Below are 18347 nucleotides of genomic sequence, written 5' to 3'. Positions count from 1 at the left end.
ATTCAGAAATTTTATGCCGGGCCTGTCCTCTCAGCGAGGCGTTCGCTTCGGTTTGTTGGCTTTGGCAGCAGTCGCGGGCTTGGCCTTCGCAAGCGCCAATCCGACCCTTGCTCAGAGCAAGAAGGGTCCCGCTGAGGTTTCCGTCGACGAATTGATGAAGCCGACGGATCTTGCCGACCTCGCCATTGGGCCCAAGGACGCGAAGGTGACCATCGTTGAATACGCATCGATGACCTGCCCGCACTGCGCGCACTTCTCTACCGAGGTCTTCGAACCCATCAAGAAAAAGTACATCGATACGGGCAAGGTCCGCTTCATTTTCCGCGAATTCCCGCTCGACAACCTCGCCGCTGCCGTTTCGATGCTGGCGCGCTGCGCGGGCGACGACAAAGTCTTTCCGCTGATCGAGACGTTCTACGAGAAGCAGGCGGACTGGGCCTTCGCCAACGGAAGCCCGGTGCCGAAGCTTTTCGACATTGCGAAGCAGGCTGGCTTCACCCAGGAAAGCTTCGATAAGTGCCTGACGGATCAGAAACTTCTGGACCAGATCACAGCCCAGCGCTCGCGCGCGAGCGACACCTTCGGCGTCAATGCCACACCGACTTTCTTTATCAACGGGAAGCGGTTGCAGGAGGCTCCTTCGGTCGAAGCTTTTGATAAGGTGCTGGAGCCGCTCTTAGCCGCGAAGTAATTGGGAATCCTTGATGCTCGTCCGTTCGCTGGGTCTTGCCGCCACCCTACTCGTCGCTGGTTGGCTGTCGGGCTGCGGGGCATCGTTCCCGCCGCTTTCTCCAGACGCAACGGCGAGCATTTCGGCAGACGGAAGCGCTTCCGGCGCTGCCTATCCGACGACCGGATCTGAAAAGCCCGATGGCATGCCGACGCCGTTCGGCGATCCAAATGCTACGGCATCTGGCGCCGGCGGCCGCGAGGTCATCCAGAACCCAACGGTCGCCGACATCATGGCGCCGAGCCCCTTGCCCGAGATGAGCTGGGGCCGGCCCGATGCCCCGGTGACAATCGTGCAGTATGCGTCACTTACCTGCCCGCATTGCCGCAACTTCCACCAGACGACGTTTCCTGAATTGAAGCGCCGGTTAATCGACACCGGCAGGGTGCGGTACATCCTGCGCGAGTTCCCGATCGGGAAGACCTCGGGCAACGCGACGATCGCGCTGCGTTGCGCACCACCCGACAAGTACTTGGAACTCTACGGGAAATTCATGGACCAGCAGGCGTCCTGGGTCTCGCAGGAAGTGCGACTTGACGCCATCTACGCTGTTGCACGACAGGTGGGGATGACTCGCCCTCAGTTTGACGCGTGCCTGCAGAATCAAGGCATGATCGAAAACTTGAAGTGGGTAAAGGATCGCGGTCGCAAGCTCGGAATCGTCGGCACGCCGAACTTCTTCATCGGCACTAAACTTATCAAGAAAGAGCTGACGTTCACCGAGATCGCTGACTACGTCGAGCAAGCCAGTCGAAACGGCACGCCAACAGCAGCTGCAAATCCCTAGGGGCAGTTTGCAACGGTCCTGAGCCACGACGACACGGCATCGAGGACTGACGAGTAGAATGAAAATTACGCGGCTCAGGCTTCTGGGGTTCAAGTCCTTCGTCGATGCGACGGAGCTTGTCATCGAGCCCGGCCTGACTGGCGTGGTCGGCCCCAACGGCTGCGGAAAATCGAACCTTCTCGAAGCGCTTCGCTGGGTGATGGGTGAGAGCTCGCACAAGTCGATGCGCGCCGCCGCGATGGACGACGTTATTTTCTCGGGCAGCGGCGGACGGCCGGAACGGTCGAGCGCCGAAGTCACGATGTTCCTCGACAACAGCGCGCGAAAAGCGCCTGCCGAATTCAACGACGGCGACATCATCGAGATCACGCGGCGCATCGAGCGGGAAGCCGGTTCCGCCTACCGCATCAACGGACGCGAAGTGCGGGCGCGCGACGTCAAGGTGTTGTTCGAAGATGCGGCGACGGGCGCGCGGTCGCCGGCGCTGGTGCGTCAGGGTCAGATCGGCGAAATCGTCAACTCGAAGCCCGAGCAACGCCGGCGCATTCTCGAAGACGCGGCGGGCATCGCGGGCTTGCACACACGGCGGCACGAAGCCGAACTGAAGCTCAGGGCCGCGGAAGCCAACATCGAGCGCTTGAACGATGTCGTCGGCCAGCTGCAATCGCAAACGGAATCGCTGAAGCGGCAAGCGCGGCAGGCGCGGCGCTACAAAGAGCTGTCGACGGACATTCGTCAGCAAGAGGCGCTTGCCTTGCATCTGACGTGGCAGGATGCGCATCAGAGCGTTGAACACGAGGAAGCCCAGCTTACCGAAACGATGATGCGTCTCGGCGTGGCGACGGAAGCAGAAGCGAAGGCATTCAAGCAAGAGCTAAGCCTTGCCGAAGAGTTGCCGCCCCTTCGCGAAGCGGAGGCCGTGAAGGCAGCGGCGCTCGCGCGCTTCAAGATCGAGCAGGAGAACCTCGAGCGCGAGGCGAGCCGGGCTGCCGAACGCGCACGCGAACTCGAATCCCGCGGAAAGCAACTCGAAGCCGATCTCGCTCGCGAAACGGGCTTCATTCACGAAGCCAAGGAAACGTTGCTGCACCTCGATGCCGATCTCGCGGCAATCAAAGAGGCCGATCACAAGGCGATCGAGGAAGCGGCGAAGGAGAAGAGCAAACTCGAGACGGCGGAAGCGCATCGGGTTCGGACCGACGCACATTTCGCCGATATCACGCATCGCGCTGCGGATGCCCGCGCTAAGCTTCGAAGCCTCGAAGCCGCTCTCGCCGAGCGCAAAGATCTTGTTGCGAAGATCGCCCGTCAGATCGCGGCGTTCGATACGCAGATCGAAGATCTGAAGTCGAAAGCGCCGGACGGCGAGCGGGTTTCCGACATGGCTCATCGCGGCCAGGCGCTCGCTCAGGAAATCAGCAAGATCGAAGCCGATACGCTGACGGCTGAAGAGACCGTCAAGGCGGCTCAAGCTGAGGCGAAGGCCCGGCGCGACGAGGCGCAGCGCGTTCGTCTCGCGGCCAATGCGTTCTCGACCGAGCGTGAGACGATCGCAAAGCTGCTTGCGCGTTCCGATGAAGGCGCTTATCCGCCGGCGGTCGATAATATCCGCGTTTCTCCGGGCTATGAGACGGCGCTTGGCGCTGCTTTGGGCGATGATCTCGAAGCGCCGATTGCTCCGGAAGCTGCCGTACACTGGCGACGTCTCGATCTTCCGCCTGAAGACCACCCGCTGCCGGCCGATGCCGAACCGCTCGTCATGCACGTGGAAGCGCCGCAGGAGCTGACGCGCCGGCTTCGTCAGATCGGTGTCGTCAAACGTTCGGAAGGCGCACGTCTGCAGCCGCATTTGAAAACGGGGCAGCGTCTCGTTTCGCGAGAAGGCGATCTCTGGCGTTGGGATGGATTTGTCGCTGCTGCCGGGGGCGTTACGCCTGCTGCTCAGCGGCTCGCCCACAAGAACCGCTTGGCGGAACTCGATCGCAGTGCGCAGGCCGTTCTCAACGAAGCCAAGGACACGATCGACGGTGAGCGCAAAGCGGCTGCGGCTCAACAGCATGCGGAGGCCGAGGAACGCAGGCTTCGCCAGCTTTGGCGCGAAAAGCAGAACGAACTTGCACAAGTCCGCCAGCAGCTGACGGGTCTCGAGAAGCTTCAGCGCGAGAGCGAAACGCGGCTTGCCGCGGCGACGGCGCAACGTGCGCGCGCCGACGAAGAGTTGACCAACGCGCAGGCACGCCACGTCGAAATTGAAGCGCACATCGTGACGATGAGCGTTGGCGAAGATCTCGAACCGCAGCTCAAAACCGCTCAAACGGAAGCCGAAGAAGCCCGCCGCGAGGTCGCGGAATCGCGGGCGCGTCTCGGCAGTCTCGAACGGGACAAGCAGATCCGAGCCGAGCGCATCCGTCACGCAACCGCAGAAATCGCGCGTTGGCATGCCCGTCAGCAAAGCGCCGAAGCGCAAGTTCAGGCTCTTGATGCTCGCCTCAAAGAGGCGCGCGATGAAATGGCGGCGACAGCTGATTTGCCAGAGCGCATCGCGGCTCAACGCGAAACGCTGCTGTCGGCTCTCTCCCGTGCCGACGACGAACGGCGCGAGGCCGCGGATAAGCTCGCTTCCGCGGAGAACGCGATCCGCGTTGCGACCGAGTCTCTCCGAGCCATTCAAGCCGAAGTTTCTGCTGCGCGGGAAGCGAATGCGCGCATCGAAACGCGTCTTGAGAATGCGCGGCAGCGGCGGCAGGAAGCGGCCCGGCATATCCGGGAGACATTCGACGTCGCGCCGGAAGCTTGCCTCACGCTCGCGGGACTTCCCGAGGCCTCGGCCATTCCAGCACTTGCCGATGTGGAGAGGCATTTGACGCGGCTCAAGGCCGACCGGGAGCGTCTGGGCGGCGTCAACCTGCAAGCGGACGAGGACCTTGTCGAGGTTTCCAAGCAGCTCGAAAGTCTGATCGCCGAACGCGACGATCTCGAGCAAGCTATTGCGAAGCTTCGGGGCGCCATTCAGCAGCTCAATCGCGAGGGGAAGTCGCGGCTCGACGAGGCGTTCGCGACGGTGAACGCGCATTTCGAGCGGCTGTTCACGCATCTGTTCGGCGGCGGCGAGGCACGGCTCGAAATGATCGAGAGCCCGGAGGATCCGCTCGAGGGCGGCCTTGAAATCATCGCGAAGCCACCCGGCAAAAAGCCTGCGACGCTCTCTTTGCTATCGGGCGGCGAGCAGACGCTGACCGCCTTGTCGCTGATCTTCGCGGTGTTTCTGACAAACCCCTCGCCGATCTGTGTTCTGGACGAAGTCGACGCGCCACTCGACGATGCCAACGTCGACCGCTTCTGCCGGCTCATGGAGCAGATGTCGACCGAGACGGCGACGCGCTTCCTCGTCATTACGCACCATCCGATGACGATGGCGCGGATGAACCGGCTGTTCGGTGTCACGATGGCCGAAAAGGGCGTTTCGCAGCTCGTGTCGGTCGATCTGCAGACTGCACAAAGCTTCCGAGAAGCGAGCTAAACCGCCGAAATATCTTCGATTGCGCGATTTATGCGGACAGGGAGGTTAACCTCTCGGGAACCACGGACATGGGCGCACGTTTCGTTTTCCTGGAGACAGGAGACCGCCCAATGCAACCACCGAATGATCCTCGCGCACGACGCACTTCCCTCGACCCGACGGAAGCTCGGCAGGCCTCGCCCCGGAAAGGAAACTTTCGGGTACTGCTAGCGTCTATGGCCCTCGCGGTAGCGGTCGGTGTCGTTTTGGTCGCAGGTTATTGGCATGCGACGCCACCGGAGATGGACTACTCGTCCGGCGGCAAGCTCCGAGAGCAGGGCCCGACGCCGCAAAGCGCGCCTGCCGCCCAACCCACAGCCCCTCCAGCTGCTGCGCCTGAGGCCGCGCCTGGCTCACCGAATCCGGCGGGCCAACAGACGCCCTCCACTCCTTAGAATTTATAAAAAAATATGCATCGTCACTCAAAGCCTTCCCATTTCCGGGGAGGCTTTTTTCTTTTGCATCGCACACGCAAAAGGCGCGACAAACCCTGCGCGGTTTAGCCGTACCCTGGCGGTGGATATGATAATGCCCAATTCCTTGACACCCCTAGACCCCAAATCTATGGTCCGCGCCGTCGATCTCCCTGAGAGGCCGGTTTTCCTCGTGATCTGGATGGATTGAACCATGTCAGCCGATGGCAAGGGTCAGCGTCCGGAAAACGGAGAAATTAGCCCGGAAGACCGCGAAGCAATTCGCAAGCGGTCGGCAGAAATCGGCCAAAAGCTCGATGCGCTTCAATCGCAGAAAGCGGAACGGGCGAGGGCCGGTCGGTCGGCGACGGGCGGATCTCAGCAATCCGCCTATGGAACGGCCTTCAAGTTTGCTGCTGAGCTCGTTGTCGGTGTTGTCGTCGGCGGTGGGCTCGGATGGGCACTCGACAGGCAATTCGGCACGGCGCCGTGGTTGATGATCCTTCTCGTGATCATGGGCTTTGCGGCGGGTCTTCTAAATGTTGTCCGCGCTGCTCAAAAGGCGCAGGCAGAAAACGAGCCGCTACAAAGAGCGGCACCGTCCGTCAAAGATGACGACGGGGAATGAGACACTAGGGGGTTACCTTGGCCGCTGAAGGTGCCGGACATCACGGTCCGATGGAACAGTTCGAGATCCGAAAGCTTTTCGATCTCGATCTTCTAGGTCATGACATATCGTTCACGAACTCGTCGCTGATGATGATCGTGGCGCTTGTTCTCATTTCCACCTTCATGATTTACGCGATGAACAAGCGTTCGCTCGTTCCCTCGCGCATTCAGTCGATGGCTGAGATCGTTTATGAATACGTCGCCGGTATGGTCAAAGAGAACCTCGGCGAAGACGGGATGAAGTTCTTCCCGTGGGTGTTCTCGATCTTCATCTTCATCCTGGTCTTGAACCTTATCGGTCTTCTCCCAGGCAACTTCACCGTTACCAGCCACATCATCGTGACCTTCGCGCTTGCCGCAATGGTCTGGATCGTGTCGACGTTGATCGGTTTCTGGAAGCACGGCTTCGGCTATCTGAAGCTGTTCGTGCCCTCGGGCGTGCCGATCTGGCTGATGCCCGTCATCGTGCCGATCGAGCTCATTTCCTACTTCATCCGTCCAATCAGCCACTCGGTGCGTCTCTTCGCCAACATGATGGCGGGCCACACGATGCTCGAAGTGTTCGCTGGCTTCGCCGTCATGCTTCCCTGGTGGGGCAAGATCGCGCCGACGGGCTTCATGGTCGCCTTTACAGGCCTTGAACTTCTCGTGGCGTTCCTTCAGGCGCTCATCTTCACCGTGCTCACCTGCATCTATCTCAACGATGCTGTGAACATGCACCACTGATAGGTCTTCTCGCAGGACCTCGAAATTCCAACGCAAAAAGCGAAGCAAAGGGAGACTTTGAAATGGAACTCGCAGCAGCAAAGATGATCGGTGCGGGCCTTGCCTGCTCGGCTCTGATCGGCGCCGGCGTCGGCATCGGCAACATCTTCGGTAACTACCTCTCGGGCGCAATGCGCAATCCGTCGGCTGCACCCGGCCAGTTCACGAACCTGCTGATCGGCTTCGCTCTTGCCGAAGCAACGGGCCTCTTCGGTCTTCTGATCGCTCTCATCATTCTCTACGGTTGAGACTGGGCCGGTACCACTAAGACACGCCCAAGCAACCGGAGGCTCGTATGTTTGCCGGCACGACTATGCTGCTAGCAGTTGCCGAATCGGGTGCATTGCCGCCCGAATCGGTAGGCTTGCCGCAGCTCAACGCGCATCACTTCCTGCCGCAGCTTTTCTGGCTGGCGGTGACGTTCGCGACTCTGCTTTTCGTAATGTCGAAGATTGCGCTTCCGCGCGTCGGCGAAGTTCTCGAAGAGCGTCGCGACCGCATCAAGCGCGATATTGACGCCGCGTCACGCCTGAAGGCTGAAACCGACAAAGCGCTCGCCGACTACGAAAAGGCGCTTGCCGACGCTCGTTCCAATGCCTCGGGCATTGCCAAGGAAACGCGCGAAAAGCTTGCTTCTGAAACGGAGACGGAGCGTCATCGCGTCGACGATCAAATCGCTGCGAAGCTTCGTGAAGCCGATAAGCGTATCGCCGTCACTAAGTCCAAGGCGAGTTCGGCAATCGGCGAGATCGCATCGGATACAGCAAGAGCTGTCGTCGAGAAGCTCATCGGGCAGAGCGTTACGCCTGATGACGTGAAGAAGGTGCTCCGCCCAGTGGCGGGCGAGTGAGGATTTAGAGATGTTCGATCCAAACGATCCACTTTTCTGGGTCCTCGTCTCCTTCGTCATTTTCGTGGCGATCGTGATTTACTATCGCGTGCCGTCCATCGTTACGAAGTCGCTCGACGATCGCGCGGACGCTATCCGCCGGGAACTCGACGAGGCGCGCAAATTGCGCGAAGAGGCTCAGGCGCTTCTTGCCGATTACCAGCGTAAGGCTCGCGAAGCGGAGAACGAAGCTAAGTCGATCATCGAGCAGGCCAAGCGCGAAGCTGAGGCTCTTGCGACCGACTCGCGTAAGGCACTCGTCGAGAGCCTCGAGAGACGTTCCAAGATCGCCGAGGAAAAGATCGCGCGCGCCGAAGCTCAGGCTTTGAGCGAAGTTCGTTCGACGGCAGTGGAAACCGCGATCGCGGCCGCTCATGAGATCTTGAAGACGCGTGCTGGCGGCGCGACAGGCGAAACGCTGGTGTCGAGCTCGATCAACGACCTCAAGGGCAAGCTCAACTAAACGAGCTTTCCGACAATCCAGAATCAAAAAGGCCAAGCTTCACGCTTGGCCTTTTTTGTTATGCGAGTTTGAAGAGTTTCGAAGATTGCCGCTGCGGCCGGGCTTCGCCTCAGCCGGAGCTTGGAGCCCGGCTATCGAAGCCGACGATGAGTTCATATTCGCCGGGCCGTGAGCCTTCGGCGATCGGGAAAGTCACCGTTCGCACCGCCGAGAAATAGCTGATCGGCTTATCGAGGCCGACGTTGACATCAACCTTCACACTGTCGCTCGTAACTTTGGTGCGCTTGGAATCGTTGACGGCGACCGTAATCGGCAACGTCACGTTGCCTGGCTGTCCTTTTGGCCCCAGAAGAAGACGGCCGGAGAAGCCGTATTTCACGGTTACGCGCCCCGGCTCAATCTGACATTCGCGAGCCGTTTTCGTGATTTCGCCGCGCTGCGCGACGGCGAGAGCATCGCCCACGTGGCCGACCTGATAGAACGTGATGTAATTATCATGCGGCGCGATGATGAGCCGCGGACAGCCGGCGTCGACCTCACCGACGAAGGTGCTGCCCGTGGTCGGGTCGCCCGATTTGGCGGCGTCGAGCAATTGGGTCTCGGACACCGATGAAATCTGTGGATTGTCAGACGAGCTGCCGAACATGCCGCCGCCCAGGCCGGACGTCAAAGACGACATTCCGCAGCCGCCGAGAGCCGTCAGCGCGACTGCAAGCGAAGCGGTCGCGCCTATCCGGGCCGGCGAAAGACAACGGCGCACCGCCGTCACATCCCTGCTATAAGGATGCCGAAAACCCGAATTGAGCAACGTTGTCCCCCAAGGTTCAAAATGTCGGCCCCTTGTTTTGTCTAAAAAGCACCGTAGCATCCGATAGCTTCGGCCCCCAAATGCATTTTCATGCGCGCCGAACGAGTATAAAGGACGTCTTTCTTCCATGTCGGGCCTTAACCAAACCGAAGCGACCGTGCAAAAGCCGCCTCTCAAAATCCTACTCGCTGCCCCGCGCGGTTTCTGTGCCGGCGTCGATCGTGCCATTCAAATCGTAGAACAGGCTTTGACGAAATTCGGCGCCCCCGTCTACGTCCGACATGAAATCGTGCACAACCGTTACGTCGTTGACTCACTGAGAGCCAAAGGTGCCGTTTTTGTGAAGGAGCTGGATGAGATTCCAGATACTTCGCAGCCCGTGATTTTTTCGGCACATGGTGTGAGCAAGGCGATCCCCGAAGTGGCGCGCGGCCGAAACATGTTCGTCGTCGACGCGACCTGTCCACTTGTCTCAAAAGTTCATATGGAAACGGCTCGTCACCACGAGCAGGGCCGCGAAATCATCCTCGTCGGCCACCGTGGCCATCCCGAGGTTGTCGGAACGCTCGGGCAATTGCCCGAAGGCGCGATCACGCTGGTCGAATCCGTTGAGGATGTGCGGGCATTCACACCTAAGGACGCAGGAAATCTCGCTTACGTCACGCAGACGACGCTCTCGCTCGACGATACCGCGGAGATCGTTGCGGTTCTGAAAGAGCGCTTTCCCGGGATCGGCGGCCCCGTCAAAGAGGACATCTGCTACGCGACGACCAATCGTCAGAATGCGGTCAAGGCATTGGCTTCGCGTATCGACGGACTGATCGTGGTCGGCGGTCCGAAGAGCTCGAATTCTCTCCGCCTGGTCGAAGTCGCGGAACGCGCGGGCTGCCGGTTTTCCTTCCTCGTCGAACGCGCAGCGGACATTCCGTGGGAGAAGCTCGACGGCGCGGAAACCATCGGCATCACAGCTGGTGCGTCGGCGCCCGAGGTCATCGTCGAAGAAGTGGTGGAAGCGTTTCGCGGCCGCTATGATGTGACGATCGAGGTCGTCACGACGCTCGAGGAGCGCGTGATCTTCAATGTGCCGCGGGAAGTCCGGGTCGCGCGCGCTCCCATCGAGCAACAGCACTAGCTCCATTCAGCGCGCGGGAACATGGCCGTCTATACAGAAGTCAGCGACGATGAGCTTGCGCGCTTTATCGATGGATATGCGCTCGGGCAGCTGCTTTCATTCAAGGGAATTGCCGAGGGCGTCGAGAACACCAACTATCTGGTGCATACGACGACCGGCACGTTCATTCTGACGCTCTACGAAAAGCGCGTCGATCCCGCCGATCTGCCGTTCTTTCTCGGATTGATGGAACATCTTTCCGGAGGCGGCGTGACGTGCCCGCTTCCCGTACATGACAAGAACGGGCGGGTTCTGAACCAGCTTGCAGGGCGACAGGCCGCGCTTATCACCTTCCTCGAAGGTGTCTGGCCGAAGCAGCCCAAGGTTTTCCATACCCTCGAGCTCGGGAAAGCGCTCGCGCGAATGCATATCGCGGGCGAAGGCTTTGCGTTGAAGCGCGCCAATGCTTTGGGCCTCGCCGGATGGCGACCACTGTTCGATAAATTCTCGTCGCGGACAGAAGAGATTTGCGGCGGCCTGCACGATCTGATCGCGGATGAGCTTCGTTACCTCGAACGCTCATGGCCACAGGATCTTGCCCAAGGGATCATCCACGCCGATCTCTTTCCGGACAATGTCTTCTTCATCGACCACAAGCTTTCCGGCATCATCGACTTCTACTTCGCGTGCAACGACGCTCTCGCCTACGACGTCGCGATCTGCCTCAATGCGTGGTGCTTCGACGCGAATTCACAATACGATCCTGCGAAGGGCGGCGCGCTTCTCGAGGGCTACAATAGCGTTCGTCAGCTCAGCCAAGCGGAGCGTGCGGCCATGCCGGTTCTTGCTCGCGGGGCGGCGATGCGCTTTCTGCTGACACGGAGCTACGACTGGCTCAACACGCCGAAAGATGCGCTCGTCGCGCGCAAGGATCCCGCCGACTATGTTCAGCGGCTTGAATTTCACCAATCGGTCGGCGATATCGCCGATTACACTGCACAGCTGACCTCATGACCGATGAACGTCCAAAAGTTCTGATCTACAGCGACGGCGCCTGCTCGGGAAATCCCGGGCCAGGCGGCTGGGGCGCGATCCTGATTTCCGGCGATCACCGCAAAGAGATCAACGGCGGCGAGAAGCTGACGACGAACAATCGCATGGAGCTGAAGGCGGCGATCTCGGCGCTCGAAGCGCTCAAAAAGCCAAGCGATGTCGAACTCTGGACGGACAGCGTCTACGTCCGTAACGGGATCATGTCGTGGATTCACGGCTGGAAGAAAAACGGCTGGCGGACCGCCGATAAAAAGCCGGTGAAAAACGCCGAGCTCTGGCAGGAACTCGACGCGTTGCGCAACAAGCATCACGTCAAGTGGCATTGGCTGAAGGGCCATGCCGGTCATCCGGAAAACGAACGCGCCGATGAACTGGCGCGTATCGCGATGGCCCCGTTCAAGGCGGGCGGCCGGGCTGTGCACCCGGCCAACACTCTAAAGTGAGCGGTCGATCATCGAGCAGAGGTTTGCGGCGCTCGACTTTTCCGCGATGGGCGGGCTGTCCTCGACGTTCAGGACTTTGACCACACCGTTATCGACCAGCATCGCGTAGCGCTTCGATCGAAGCCCAAGGCCGAAGTTCGAAAGGTCGATCTCAAGCCCGACGGCCTTGGCGAAATCGCCGGAGCCATCCGCCAGCATTTCGATCTTGCCCGTCGCGCCGGTGTCTTTCGCCCAGTTCGTCAAAACGAAAATGTCGTTCACGGCCGTGCAGGCGATGGTGTCGATGCCCTTGCCCTTCAGCTCGTCAACACGTTCGACGAAGCCCGGCATATGGCTCTTGCTGCAGGTCGGCGTGTAGGCGCCCGGAACGGCGAAGATCGCCACTTTCTTTCCAGCGAAGATTTCGCTTACCGACTTGGGCTCCGGACCGTCAGCACCCATGATTGTGAACTTGCCGTCCGGCAGTTGATCTCCGACTTTGATCGTCATGGTATCCCTCTGAGTTCGTGCTGGCGGTTGCTATGTAGCGGCTGCGAAATGCTACTCAAGAGTAATCGTCGTCTCGGACTGGCCTTTGCCGTCGATCATCGTGACCGTCAATGGCTTGCCCTTCAAATCTTTGATGTCGACCCCATCGGTCAGATCGACTTCGAATACGGCCTTCCCCGACGCGTCCGTTACGCGTTTCGGCAACGGTACGAAAACGCCCCCAGGAGCTTCGACGAACGTATCGGCAGTCGCGAGTTCGGCGGTTTCAACGTTCAGCACGAGCTTCGGCTTTCCATTGTTTTGATCGAGGCGCCATCCGGCCAGAGTGGGATCAATTCGCGGTCGTGGCAGCGCGACGGGAACGCGGGCGAGGACGTTCGTCAGTTCTTCGGAAGTCCCAACGTCTGGCGGGATCACGAGTTGCAGCTCGGCTTCCGCGGGGATGCAGATATCCTTACAGACGCCGTAAGCGATCTTACCATGAAGCATGACGGGCTTGCTCGGATCAACGGGCTTCACCGCCACCGGAAAGACCACGCCATTCTTATATCCGACGACGTCTCCGGCTTTGTCGTGCATCCGGTGAGGCGCGGTGAAGAGGACGGTCGCGGATGCGAGGTTATCCGATCCCTGCCAGTCGAATTCGGGGGGCACGCCGCCCGCGTCACCTGGCGAGCGCCAGTAGGTCTTCCAACCTTCCGGCATCGTCACCTCGACGCCAGCGTAAAGTCCAGGGTCTCCGTTTCTCGTTGCGGTCCCGGCCAGAAGCCGCGCCTTGTTGTTGAAGCCTTGGTACCAATCGGACGCAACGGGGCCAGGATCGCTCCAGGCAACGGCGGTGCCCAGAACCAAAAATGCTATAGCCAGTCTGATCACAACGTTTCGCCTTTCGATACTCGTTGATGGATCGCTCGCGCCGCCAGCACGTTCCTGTCCAATTATACGTTGCAGCGAAACCTGACGTTATCGCGACGTCCTTATTGCACCTTTGGACGTCTTCACGTCGCCGTTCTATGGGGTTAGTCTGAACAATATGAAAGCAAACCGACCGGCGGCCCAGACAGCGGGCCCCGAAATAAAGCTCGAGGGGCAGCTGCTCATCGCCATGCCAGCGATGACAGACCGAAGGTTTCAGCGCTCGGTCATTTACATGTGCGCGCATTCTTCCGAAGGGGCCATGGGCCTCATCATCAATCAGCGCGCCAATCACATTACGGCGCCGGACTTGCTTGAACGGCTCGGCATTTCGGCGCGCAATCCCGATGACGAGATCACGAGCGAAGTTCTATCGCTTTCCATTCAAGTCGGGGGTCCGGTCGAGACGGGCCGCGGGTTCGTGCTGCACAGCTCCGATTATTTTTCCGAGGACTCGACGCTCGCGATCGAGCAGGGCGTTTGTCTGACGGCAACGATCGATATTTTGAAAGCCATCGCGCAGGGTCGCGGCCCGGCCCGGGCGCTCTTGGCGCTCGGCTACGCCGGCTGGTCGCCGGGACAGCTCGAAACCGAGTTGCTGGCCAACGGCTGGCTGCATTGTCCGGCGGATCCGGAGCTGATTTTCGACGAGGATCTCGAGAGCAAGTATTCCCGCGCGCTGGCGAAAATGGGCATCGATCTCTCACATCTCGTCAGCGACGCCGGACACGCCTGAGCAAGCAGCGTTCCGTTCTAAGCTTCTCTCTCTTAAGCGCTGCCCGAGCTGACCTTCGGGGCTTTCGTCTCGTCGCCTGTCGCGCCGGGCGTTGCGGGGCCGCCACTCGTTCTTCCGGTAGGAAGGGGCGTTCCCGCGAGCCTCGCGAGACTTGCGGCAATCGATGGCGGCAGGGTCGAGAAGTCCGGCTGGGTTGAAGGCACAGAGGAGAAACCGGCGCCGTTCGCAGGCAGTGGCGGTGGCGGCGCCGCGGGCGGAATTCCGGTTGGGCTGTCACTTCTCAGCGAAGCTGGAGCGACAGAGGGAGCCGGCGGGGCCGGTGGTGGTGGCGGCGTTGCGCTTGCCCGAGCCAAGGCTTCTGCGAGCGGCGAAACGATATTCGGCTGTGATGTCTCAGGCGGTCGATCCTTCGCGGGCTGCATGATCGACGGAAGCGGACTTCCATTCTGCAGGTTCGCGGGAGGCGGCGGCGCGTGCTGCGGCATTGGCGCCGCATCGGGCACCTTCGCTGCGAGCGGCCGTGGCTGAGACGGCGGCCTCGGTGGCTGTTGTTGCGGCTGGCCCTGGGGTTGTGGCCGCATCTGCGGCGGGAATGGAGCCGAGAGCGGAAGCGGGGCCGCAGGGGCATCATTAATCCGCTGACGGATATCTGAAGGCGCGTTCGCCGCACCGTTGTGCGCGCCATTATGTGCACCATTGCGCGCACCATTCATCGGCGCCGCTGGCGCACCGTTCTGAGGTGCTGCGAGGGTCACTGCACCGTTCACTGGCGGCTTTGCGCTTGCTGCGGGCGCGGGTGCCGCTTTCTGCCGATGGCGCACCACGGATCCCGGCGGCAGGGCGGCCTGCTTCGTCTGTGCAGGAGGCGCTGTCTTGTCGTCAGGTGATGGCGATTTCGCCGGAGATGCGAGTGCTCGCGTCGGCTTCTGCGCAGCAATTTCTTTGCTCGGAGTTTTTGTCTTCGGCCGGAAGAAGCCACGCGGCTGCATCTTCCGCTCGGAGCGGCGAACCATTTTCAAAAGCTGCGAGACGGCACGGTCCGGGATTGGCTCGCCGAAATGATAGCCTTGCGCGTATTCGCAGCCGATCGAACGCAGGAACCCTGCTTCATCGGCTCGTTCGACGCCTTCCGCAGCAATCGTTTTTGAAAGCTCGTGCGCCAATGCGACCATCGACCGGACAATCGCTGCGCCCTCGCCCGTGCTGCCACCGCGGATAAGCTCGCCGCAGATTTTGATCGTGTCGAACGGGAAGCGATGGAGGTACGCGAGCGAGGAAAAGCCCGTGCCGAAATCGTCAAGCGTCAGCTCGACGCCCGAACCGCTCAATAGCTTCAGAACCTCTACCGCCTGCTCGGGGTTATCCATGAGCAGGCTTTCGGAAATCTCGAGCCGCATCGTTCCGACGGGCGCGATGTTGCGGCCGAGAACGTGACGGATTTCCTGCACCGACTCGGGCCGGAAGAGCTGGCGCCCTGAAACGTTTACGGTCACGAAAATCGGTCGCTCGGAACGCGGCAGCTCCAATACCCAGCGCGCCACATCCTTTGCCGCGCGCAGCAGGAGATGAGACGTGAGCTTGATCAGAAGCTCCGTGTCTTCGGTGTCCGAGATCGCCGCGAGAGGATTTACGAGGCCGAGTTTTGGATGTTCCCAGCGGAGTTGAGCTTCGAAGCCCGCCAGCTCTTTCGTCGGGAGGTAGACGATCGGTTGGTAGAGAACCCTGAGCTGGCCTTTTTCGATCGCCCGCGCGAGATCGGCTTCGACCTCGTCGTCGAGCTGACGTTCGCGGCGCATTCCGGGTTCGAAGACCTCAATGCGATCGGATCCCGCTTGCTTTGCGCGGTACATCGCGAGCTGGGCATCTTTCAGCAGATCGCCGTCGGCGCCCTGCGTTCCGTCCCAGAGGGCAATGCCAATCGAGCCCGTCAGCACGACTTCCTGATTTGCGAGCGGTATCGGCGCACGGAGCGAGCGGCGCACGCGTTCGGCAAGCGCCGGAAGGTTGCGCGCTTCGCGCTCGCCGATGAACAACATAGCGAACTGGTCGCCGCCGACGCGCGCGACCGTATCCTGCGGTCCGAGATGGCGTTGCAGACGGCGCGCGACCGTCAGCAGCAAGCTGTCGCCGCGCACGAGGCCGAGGGACGCGTTCGCACTCTTGAACTTGTCGAGGTCGATGTAGATCACCGCGGGCTTCACGGTGTTGTCGGTCTTGGCGCGGATCATGACCGCTTTCAGGCGATCGAGAAATAGCTCGCGGTTCGGGAGGCCGGTCAGGCTGCAGTGTACGGCGTCGTGCAGCAAGCGCTCGTGCGCCCGCTTGGTGTCCGACACGTCGCGCAGGAGGCCGACGCATCGCAACGTCCGGCCGTCGGAGTTCGGCACGCTCGCCGCCTCAAGCTCGAACCAGCGCCAGCTGTTGTCCGCGTGGCGTAGACGGAAATCGCTTTTGATCCTGATGCCAGAGCGCTCCTGGGCCGACATCAGCGTGACGCGGAAGCGTTCCTTGTCGGTTGGATGGACGTGCTTCAGGAACTCGTCGACCTTGGTCGACAGCTCGCCCGGCATCAACGACAGTGCGACTTCGACTTCGGGGCCGACCTTGATCTCGTCGCGGCGGATGTTCCATTCCCAAACGGTCGATCCGGATGCGGCAAGCGCCAGCGATCGTGCCTGCAGTTCCGTTGGCGCGCCGGCGTACGACGTATCGGCCGAGCGGAACGCGAACTGCGTAACGGTGAAGCCCATGAGGATGACGACGAGGACGAGGCCTGCAACGAGGCTTGCGACGACGACATCTCCCGACATCCGTCCGCTCAGCGTCATTCCCGTCGCGAAGATCCAGACGAGGAAAAGTAGCCACGTCGGAACGAGCGAGAGCGCGCGGTCCTGGCCTTTCATCGCCAGGAAAACGGTGAAGAGTCCCCCGACGCCGCCGATCGCGAGGAACGAGAGCCGCGCGAAGGTCGCGGCAAGACGAGGATCGATGACTGCGACGGCGATGAGCGTCAGCTGCGCCACCATCCAGACGCCGATCATCATCCGAACGAGCCCGTGCCATAGCGCGAGGCGCAGGAATGTCGTGAGGAAGATGACGAAACTCGATGCCATCGCGGCTTCGCCCGCCGCGCGATAAACGGCGTTGTCCTCGGGCCGCAAGTTGAACAGCTTGTGAAAGAAACCGAAATCGACGCAGAGGTAGGTGAGCACCGTCCAGGCGACGAGGGCGGCGGCCGGGAAGATCAATTTATGATTGGCCGCGAATATCGACGTCAGAAAGATTGCGAGCAGGCCTGTCAGGCCCAGCATCGCGCCGTTGAATAGCTGACGGTCGCGGCTTTTGATTTCGTAATCGATCGGTTGCCAGAGATACATGCGTGCGTAGCGCTCGCCGGCGAGTTCGGCCACGTAGGTAATCGTCTGACCCGGTTCCAGCGTGATGCGGAATACGTCGGCCTTATCGCTCTTGATGCGTTCGGGAACAAAGCCAACGGAGGGCGTGACGCTTTCAATGCGGCGTGCGTCGAGATCGGGCCAAATGGTTCCCGAGCCGACGATCGTGTAGCGGTCGGCGGTGAGCAAACGTTCGAGCGATTTATCGGTCTTGTTGGTCAGCGCGAACACCATCCAGTTCGGACTGGTGCCCGGCACCGAGGCGCGGACCGTCATGCGGCCAGAAACGCCATCGGAACCCGCAGCAGTCTCGACCTGAAGACTATCGCCGCGGCCTTCGTAGGCCTCGCCGAGCGTGGTGATCTCGAGACGATCCTGATCGCTCTGCACGGGAATGGGCGTCAGGGCTTCGGCACGACCTGTAAGCGCCACAAGGCACAACGCCAGGATGCCCAGCGCGGAAAGCCAGGATCTGCCGTGTCTCCCCCGGTTCATCCCCCCTGCTCCCATCAGCGCCCCCGCTCCGATCCGCCGGGAACCGGCCCATCGGCAAGCCGCGCATAAAGCAAATGATCTTCCCACCGCCCGTTGATCTTGAGATAGGCGCGGGCAAGCCCCTCACGCTGAAAACCGGCAAATTCGAGGACGCGCATCGACGCGAAGTTCGACAGCATGATCGCGGCTTCAATGCGATGGAGCCGCAGCGTGTTGAAGGCCATGGGCAGGATCATGCTCACGGCCACACGCATGTGGCCGCGGCCCGCGAAGTTGGCGCCCATCCAATAACCGAGCGAAGCCGTCTGCGCGGACCCGCGCCGGACATTCGAAAGCGTTATGCCGCCGATCAGGGCGCCCGTTGCATTTTCGAAGATGAAATACGGATAGGAGACGTCGTTGTGGACGTCCTTGGCGTAGGCGCGCAGGCGGCGGCGAAACATGGTGCGAGATAGATCATCCTGCGACCAAGTCGGCTCCCACGGTGTGAGGTGCCCGCGGCTGGCGGCCCTGAGTTCCGCCCATTCGGCGTAATCCGCCGCAACGGGCTGCCGCAGTGTCAGCGCCGCGCCTTGGACGACTTCGAAATCTTCATCGGGACGGATGGACCGGAGAAAAGCCACTCTG

17 protein-coding genes are annotated in these 18347 nt (G+C 60.9%); 12 read left to right on the top strand and 5 right to left on the bottom strand.

Going from position 1 to position 18347, the window contains the following annotated elements; genetic code table 11:
* The first annotated feature begins 13 nt into the window (after window positions 1-13).
* The 8 genes from G359_RS03865 to G359_RS03825 all read left to right on the top strand — a co-directional run bounded on the left by G359_RS03865 (window position 14) and on the right by G359_RS03825 (window position 8275).
* Window positions 14-691, top strand: coding sequence for a DsbA family protein (locus G359_RS03865; protein ID WP_045837611.1), 678 nt, complete (start codon window positions 14-16; stop codon window positions 689-691).
* A 13-nt stretch (window positions 692-704) separates the two neighbouring features.
* Window positions 705-1517: a DsbA family protein gene (locus G359_RS03860; protein WP_245279923.1), complete on the top strand. Its 813-nt coding sequence runs from the start codon at window positions 705-707 to the stop codon at window positions 1515-1517.
* A gap of 58 nt (window positions 1518-1575) precedes the next feature.
* Window positions 1576-5037 (top strand): chromosome segregation protein SMC, encoded by a 3462-nt coding sequence (smc, locus tag G359_RS03855; RefSeq protein WP_045835064.1) that lies wholly within the window; start codon window positions 1576-1578, stop codon window positions 5035-5037.
* A gap of 666 nt (window positions 5038-5703) precedes the next feature.
* Window positions 5704-6117, top strand: a complete 414-nt coding sequence (locus G359_RS03845; RefSeq protein WP_045835062.1) for an AtpZ/AtpI family protein — start codon at window positions 5704-5706, stop codon at window positions 6115-6117.
* Window positions 6118-6167: 50 nt separating this feature from the next.
* Window positions 6168-6884: a F0F1 ATP synthase subunit A gene (locus G359_RS03840; protein WP_045835061.1), complete on the top strand. Its 717-nt coding sequence runs from the start codon at window positions 6168-6170 to the stop codon at window positions 6882-6884.
* A 62-nt stretch (window positions 6885-6946) separates the two neighbouring features.
* Window positions 6947-7171 (top strand): F0F1 ATP synthase subunit C, encoded by a 225-nt coding sequence (locus G359_RS03835; protein ID WP_045835060.1) that lies wholly within the window; start codon window positions 6947-6949, stop codon window positions 7169-7171.
* A 47-nt stretch (window positions 7172-7218) separates the two neighbouring features.
* Window positions 7219-7773 carry a F0F1 ATP synthase subunit B family protein gene (locus tag G359_RS03830; RefSeq protein ID WP_045835059.1) on the top strand — a complete coding sequence of 185 codons (555 nt, stop codon included), beginning with the start codon at window positions 7219-7221 and terminating at the stop codon, window positions 7771-7773.
* Between the two features lie 10 nt (window positions 7774-7783).
* On the top strand, window positions 7784-8275 hold the full coding sequence (locus G359_RS03825) for a F0F1 ATP synthase subunit B family protein (protein WP_045835058.1): 492 nt from the start codon (window positions 7784-7786) through the stop codon (window positions 8273-8275).
* A gap of 109 nt (window positions 8276-8384) precedes the next feature.
* Here the strand turns inward: G359_RS03825 and G359_RS03820 are convergent, their stop codons facing one another.
* The gene (locus G359_RS03820) at window positions 8385-9035 is read right to left on the bottom strand and encodes a hypothetical protein (RefSeq protein ID WP_245279922.1); all 651 of its coding nucleotides are present in this window, start codon (window positions 9033-9035) and stop codon (window positions 8385-8387) included.
* 175 nt (window positions 9036-9210) lie between these two features.
* Between G359_RS03820 and ispH the strand changes: the two genes are divergently transcribed.
* The 3 genes from ispH to rnhA are packed head-to-tail and all read left to right on the top strand — an operon-like array spanning window position 9211 to window position 11690.
* Complete coding sequence (gene ispH, locus G359_RS03815) at window positions 9211-10215, top strand: 4-hydroxy-3-methylbut-2-enyl diphosphate reductase (protein ID WP_045835056.1); 1005 nt, start codon at window positions 9211-9213, stop codon at window positions 10213-10215.
* Between the two features lie 21 nt (window positions 10216-10236).
* On the top strand, window positions 10237-11208 hold the full coding sequence (locus G359_RS03810; RefSeq protein WP_045835055.1) for a homoserine kinase: 972 nt from the start codon (window positions 10237-10239) through the stop codon (window positions 11206-11208).
* Window positions 11205-11690 (top strand): ribonuclease HI, encoded by a 486-nt coding sequence (gene rnhA / locus G359_RS03805; protein WP_045835054.1) that lies wholly within the window; start codon window positions 11205-11207, stop codon window positions 11688-11690. Before G359_RS03810 ends, rnhA begins: the two co-directional genes overlap by 4 nt.
* Here rnhA and G359_RS03800 read toward each other — a convergent pair.
* Together G359_RS03800 and G359_RS03795 are read right to left on the bottom strand one after the other, a co-directional pair.
* Complete coding sequence (locus tag G359_RS03800; protein ID WP_045835053.1) at window positions 11682-12179, bottom strand: peroxiredoxin; 498 nt, start codon at window positions 12177-12179, stop codon at window positions 11682-11684. The genes rnhA and G359_RS03800 overlap by 9 nt on opposite strands.
* A gap of 51 nt (window positions 12180-12230) precedes the next feature.
* Window positions 12231-13055 (bottom strand): protein-disulfide reductase DsbD domain-containing protein, encoded by an 825-nt coding sequence (locus G359_RS03795; protein WP_045835052.1) that lies wholly within the window; start codon window positions 13053-13055, stop codon window positions 12231-12233.
* Between the two features lie 157 nt (window positions 13056-13212).
* Here G359_RS03795 and G359_RS03790 point away from each other — a divergent pair, with 157 nt between their 5' ends.
* Window positions 13213-13830: a YqgE/AlgH family protein gene (locus tag G359_RS03790; RefSeq protein WP_045837610.1), complete on the top strand. Its 618-nt coding sequence runs from the start codon at window positions 13213-13215 to the stop codon at window positions 13828-13830.
* A gap of 32 nt (window positions 13831-13862) precedes the next feature.
* Here the strand turns inward: G359_RS03790 and G359_RS03785 are convergent, their stop codons facing one another.
* Together G359_RS03785 and G359_RS03780 are read right to left on the bottom strand one after the other, a co-directional pair.
* Window positions 13863-17720: an EAL domain-containing protein gene (locus tag G359_RS03785; RefSeq protein WP_245279921.1), complete on the bottom strand. Its 3858-nt coding sequence runs from the start codon at window positions 17718-17720 to the stop codon at window positions 13863-13865.
* 14 nt (window positions 17721-17734) lie between these two features.
* Complete coding sequence (locus tag G359_RS03780) at window positions 17735-18343, bottom strand: GNAT family N-acetyltransferase (protein WP_045835050.1); 609 nt, start codon at window positions 18341-18343, stop codon at window positions 17735-17737.
* Window positions 18344-18347: the final 4 nt, after the last annotated feature.

This window comes from Hyphomicrobium sp. 99, from assembly GCF_000384335.2.
Lineage (GTDB): Bacteria > Pseudomonadota > Alphaproteobacteria > Rhizobiales > Hyphomicrobiaceae > Hyphomicrobium_B.
This window is presented reverse-complemented; position numbering and strand designations above follow the sequence as displayed.

What these genes read in the sequence shown, in the direction of transcription:
- G359_RS03800 (WP_045835053.1), bottom strand. Translation starts at nt 12,179, where the DNA reads ATGACGATCAAAGTCGGAGATCAACTGCCGGACGGCAAGTTCACAATC.
- G359_RS03840 (WP_045835061.1), top strand. Translation starts at nt 6,168, where the DNA reads ATGGAACAGTTCGAGATCCGAAAGCTTTTCGATCTCGATCTTCTAGGT.
- rnhA (WP_045835054.1), top strand. Translation starts at nt 11,205, where the DNA reads ATGACCGATGAACGTCCAAAAGTTCTGATCTACAGCGACGGCGCCTGC.
- G359_RS03845 (WP_045835062.1), top strand. Translation starts at nt 5,704, where the DNA reads ATGTCAGCCGATGGCAAGGGTCAGCGTCCGGAAAACGGAGAAATTAGC.
- G359_RS03865 (WP_045837611.1), top strand. Translation starts at nt 14, where the DNA reads ATGCCGGGCCTGTCCTCTCAGCGAGGCGTTCGCTTCGGTTTGTTGGCT.
- G359_RS03825 (WP_045835058.1), top strand. Translation starts at nt 7,784, where the DNA reads ATGTTCGATCCAAACGATCCACTTTTCTGGGTCCTCGTCTCCTTCGTC.
- G359_RS03790 (WP_045837610.1), top strand. Translation starts at nt 13,213, where the DNA reads ATGAAAGCAAACCGACCGGCGGCCCAGACAGCGGGCCCCGAAATAAAG.
- G359_RS03860 (WP_245279923.1), top strand. Translation starts at nt 705, where the DNA reads ATGCTCGTCCGTTCGCTGGGTCTTGCCGCCACCCTACTCGTCGCTGGT.
- G359_RS03810 (WP_045835055.1), top strand. Translation starts at nt 10,237, where the DNA reads ATGGCCGTCTATACAGAAGTCAGCGACGATGAGCTTGCGCGCTTTATC.
- G359_RS03830 (WP_045835059.1), top strand. Translation starts at nt 7,219, where the DNA reads ATGTTTGCCGGCACGACTATGCTGCTAGCAGTTGCCGAATCGGGTGCA.
- ispH (WP_045835056.1), top strand. Translation starts at nt 9,211, where the DNA reads ATGTCGGGCCTTAACCAAACCGAAGCGACCGTGCAAAAGCCGCCTCTC.
- smc (WP_045835064.1), top strand. Translation starts at nt 1,576, where the DNA reads ATGAAAATTACGCGGCTCAGGCTTCTGGGGTTCAAGTCCTTCGTCGAT.
- G359_RS03785 (WP_245279921.1), bottom strand. Translation starts at nt 17,720, where the DNA reads ATGAACCGGGGGAGACACGGCAGATCCTGGCTTTCCGCGCTGGGCATC.
- G359_RS03835 (WP_045835060.1), top strand. Translation starts at nt 6,947, where the DNA reads ATGGAACTCGCAGCAGCAAAGATGATCGGTGCGGGCCTTGCCTGCTCG.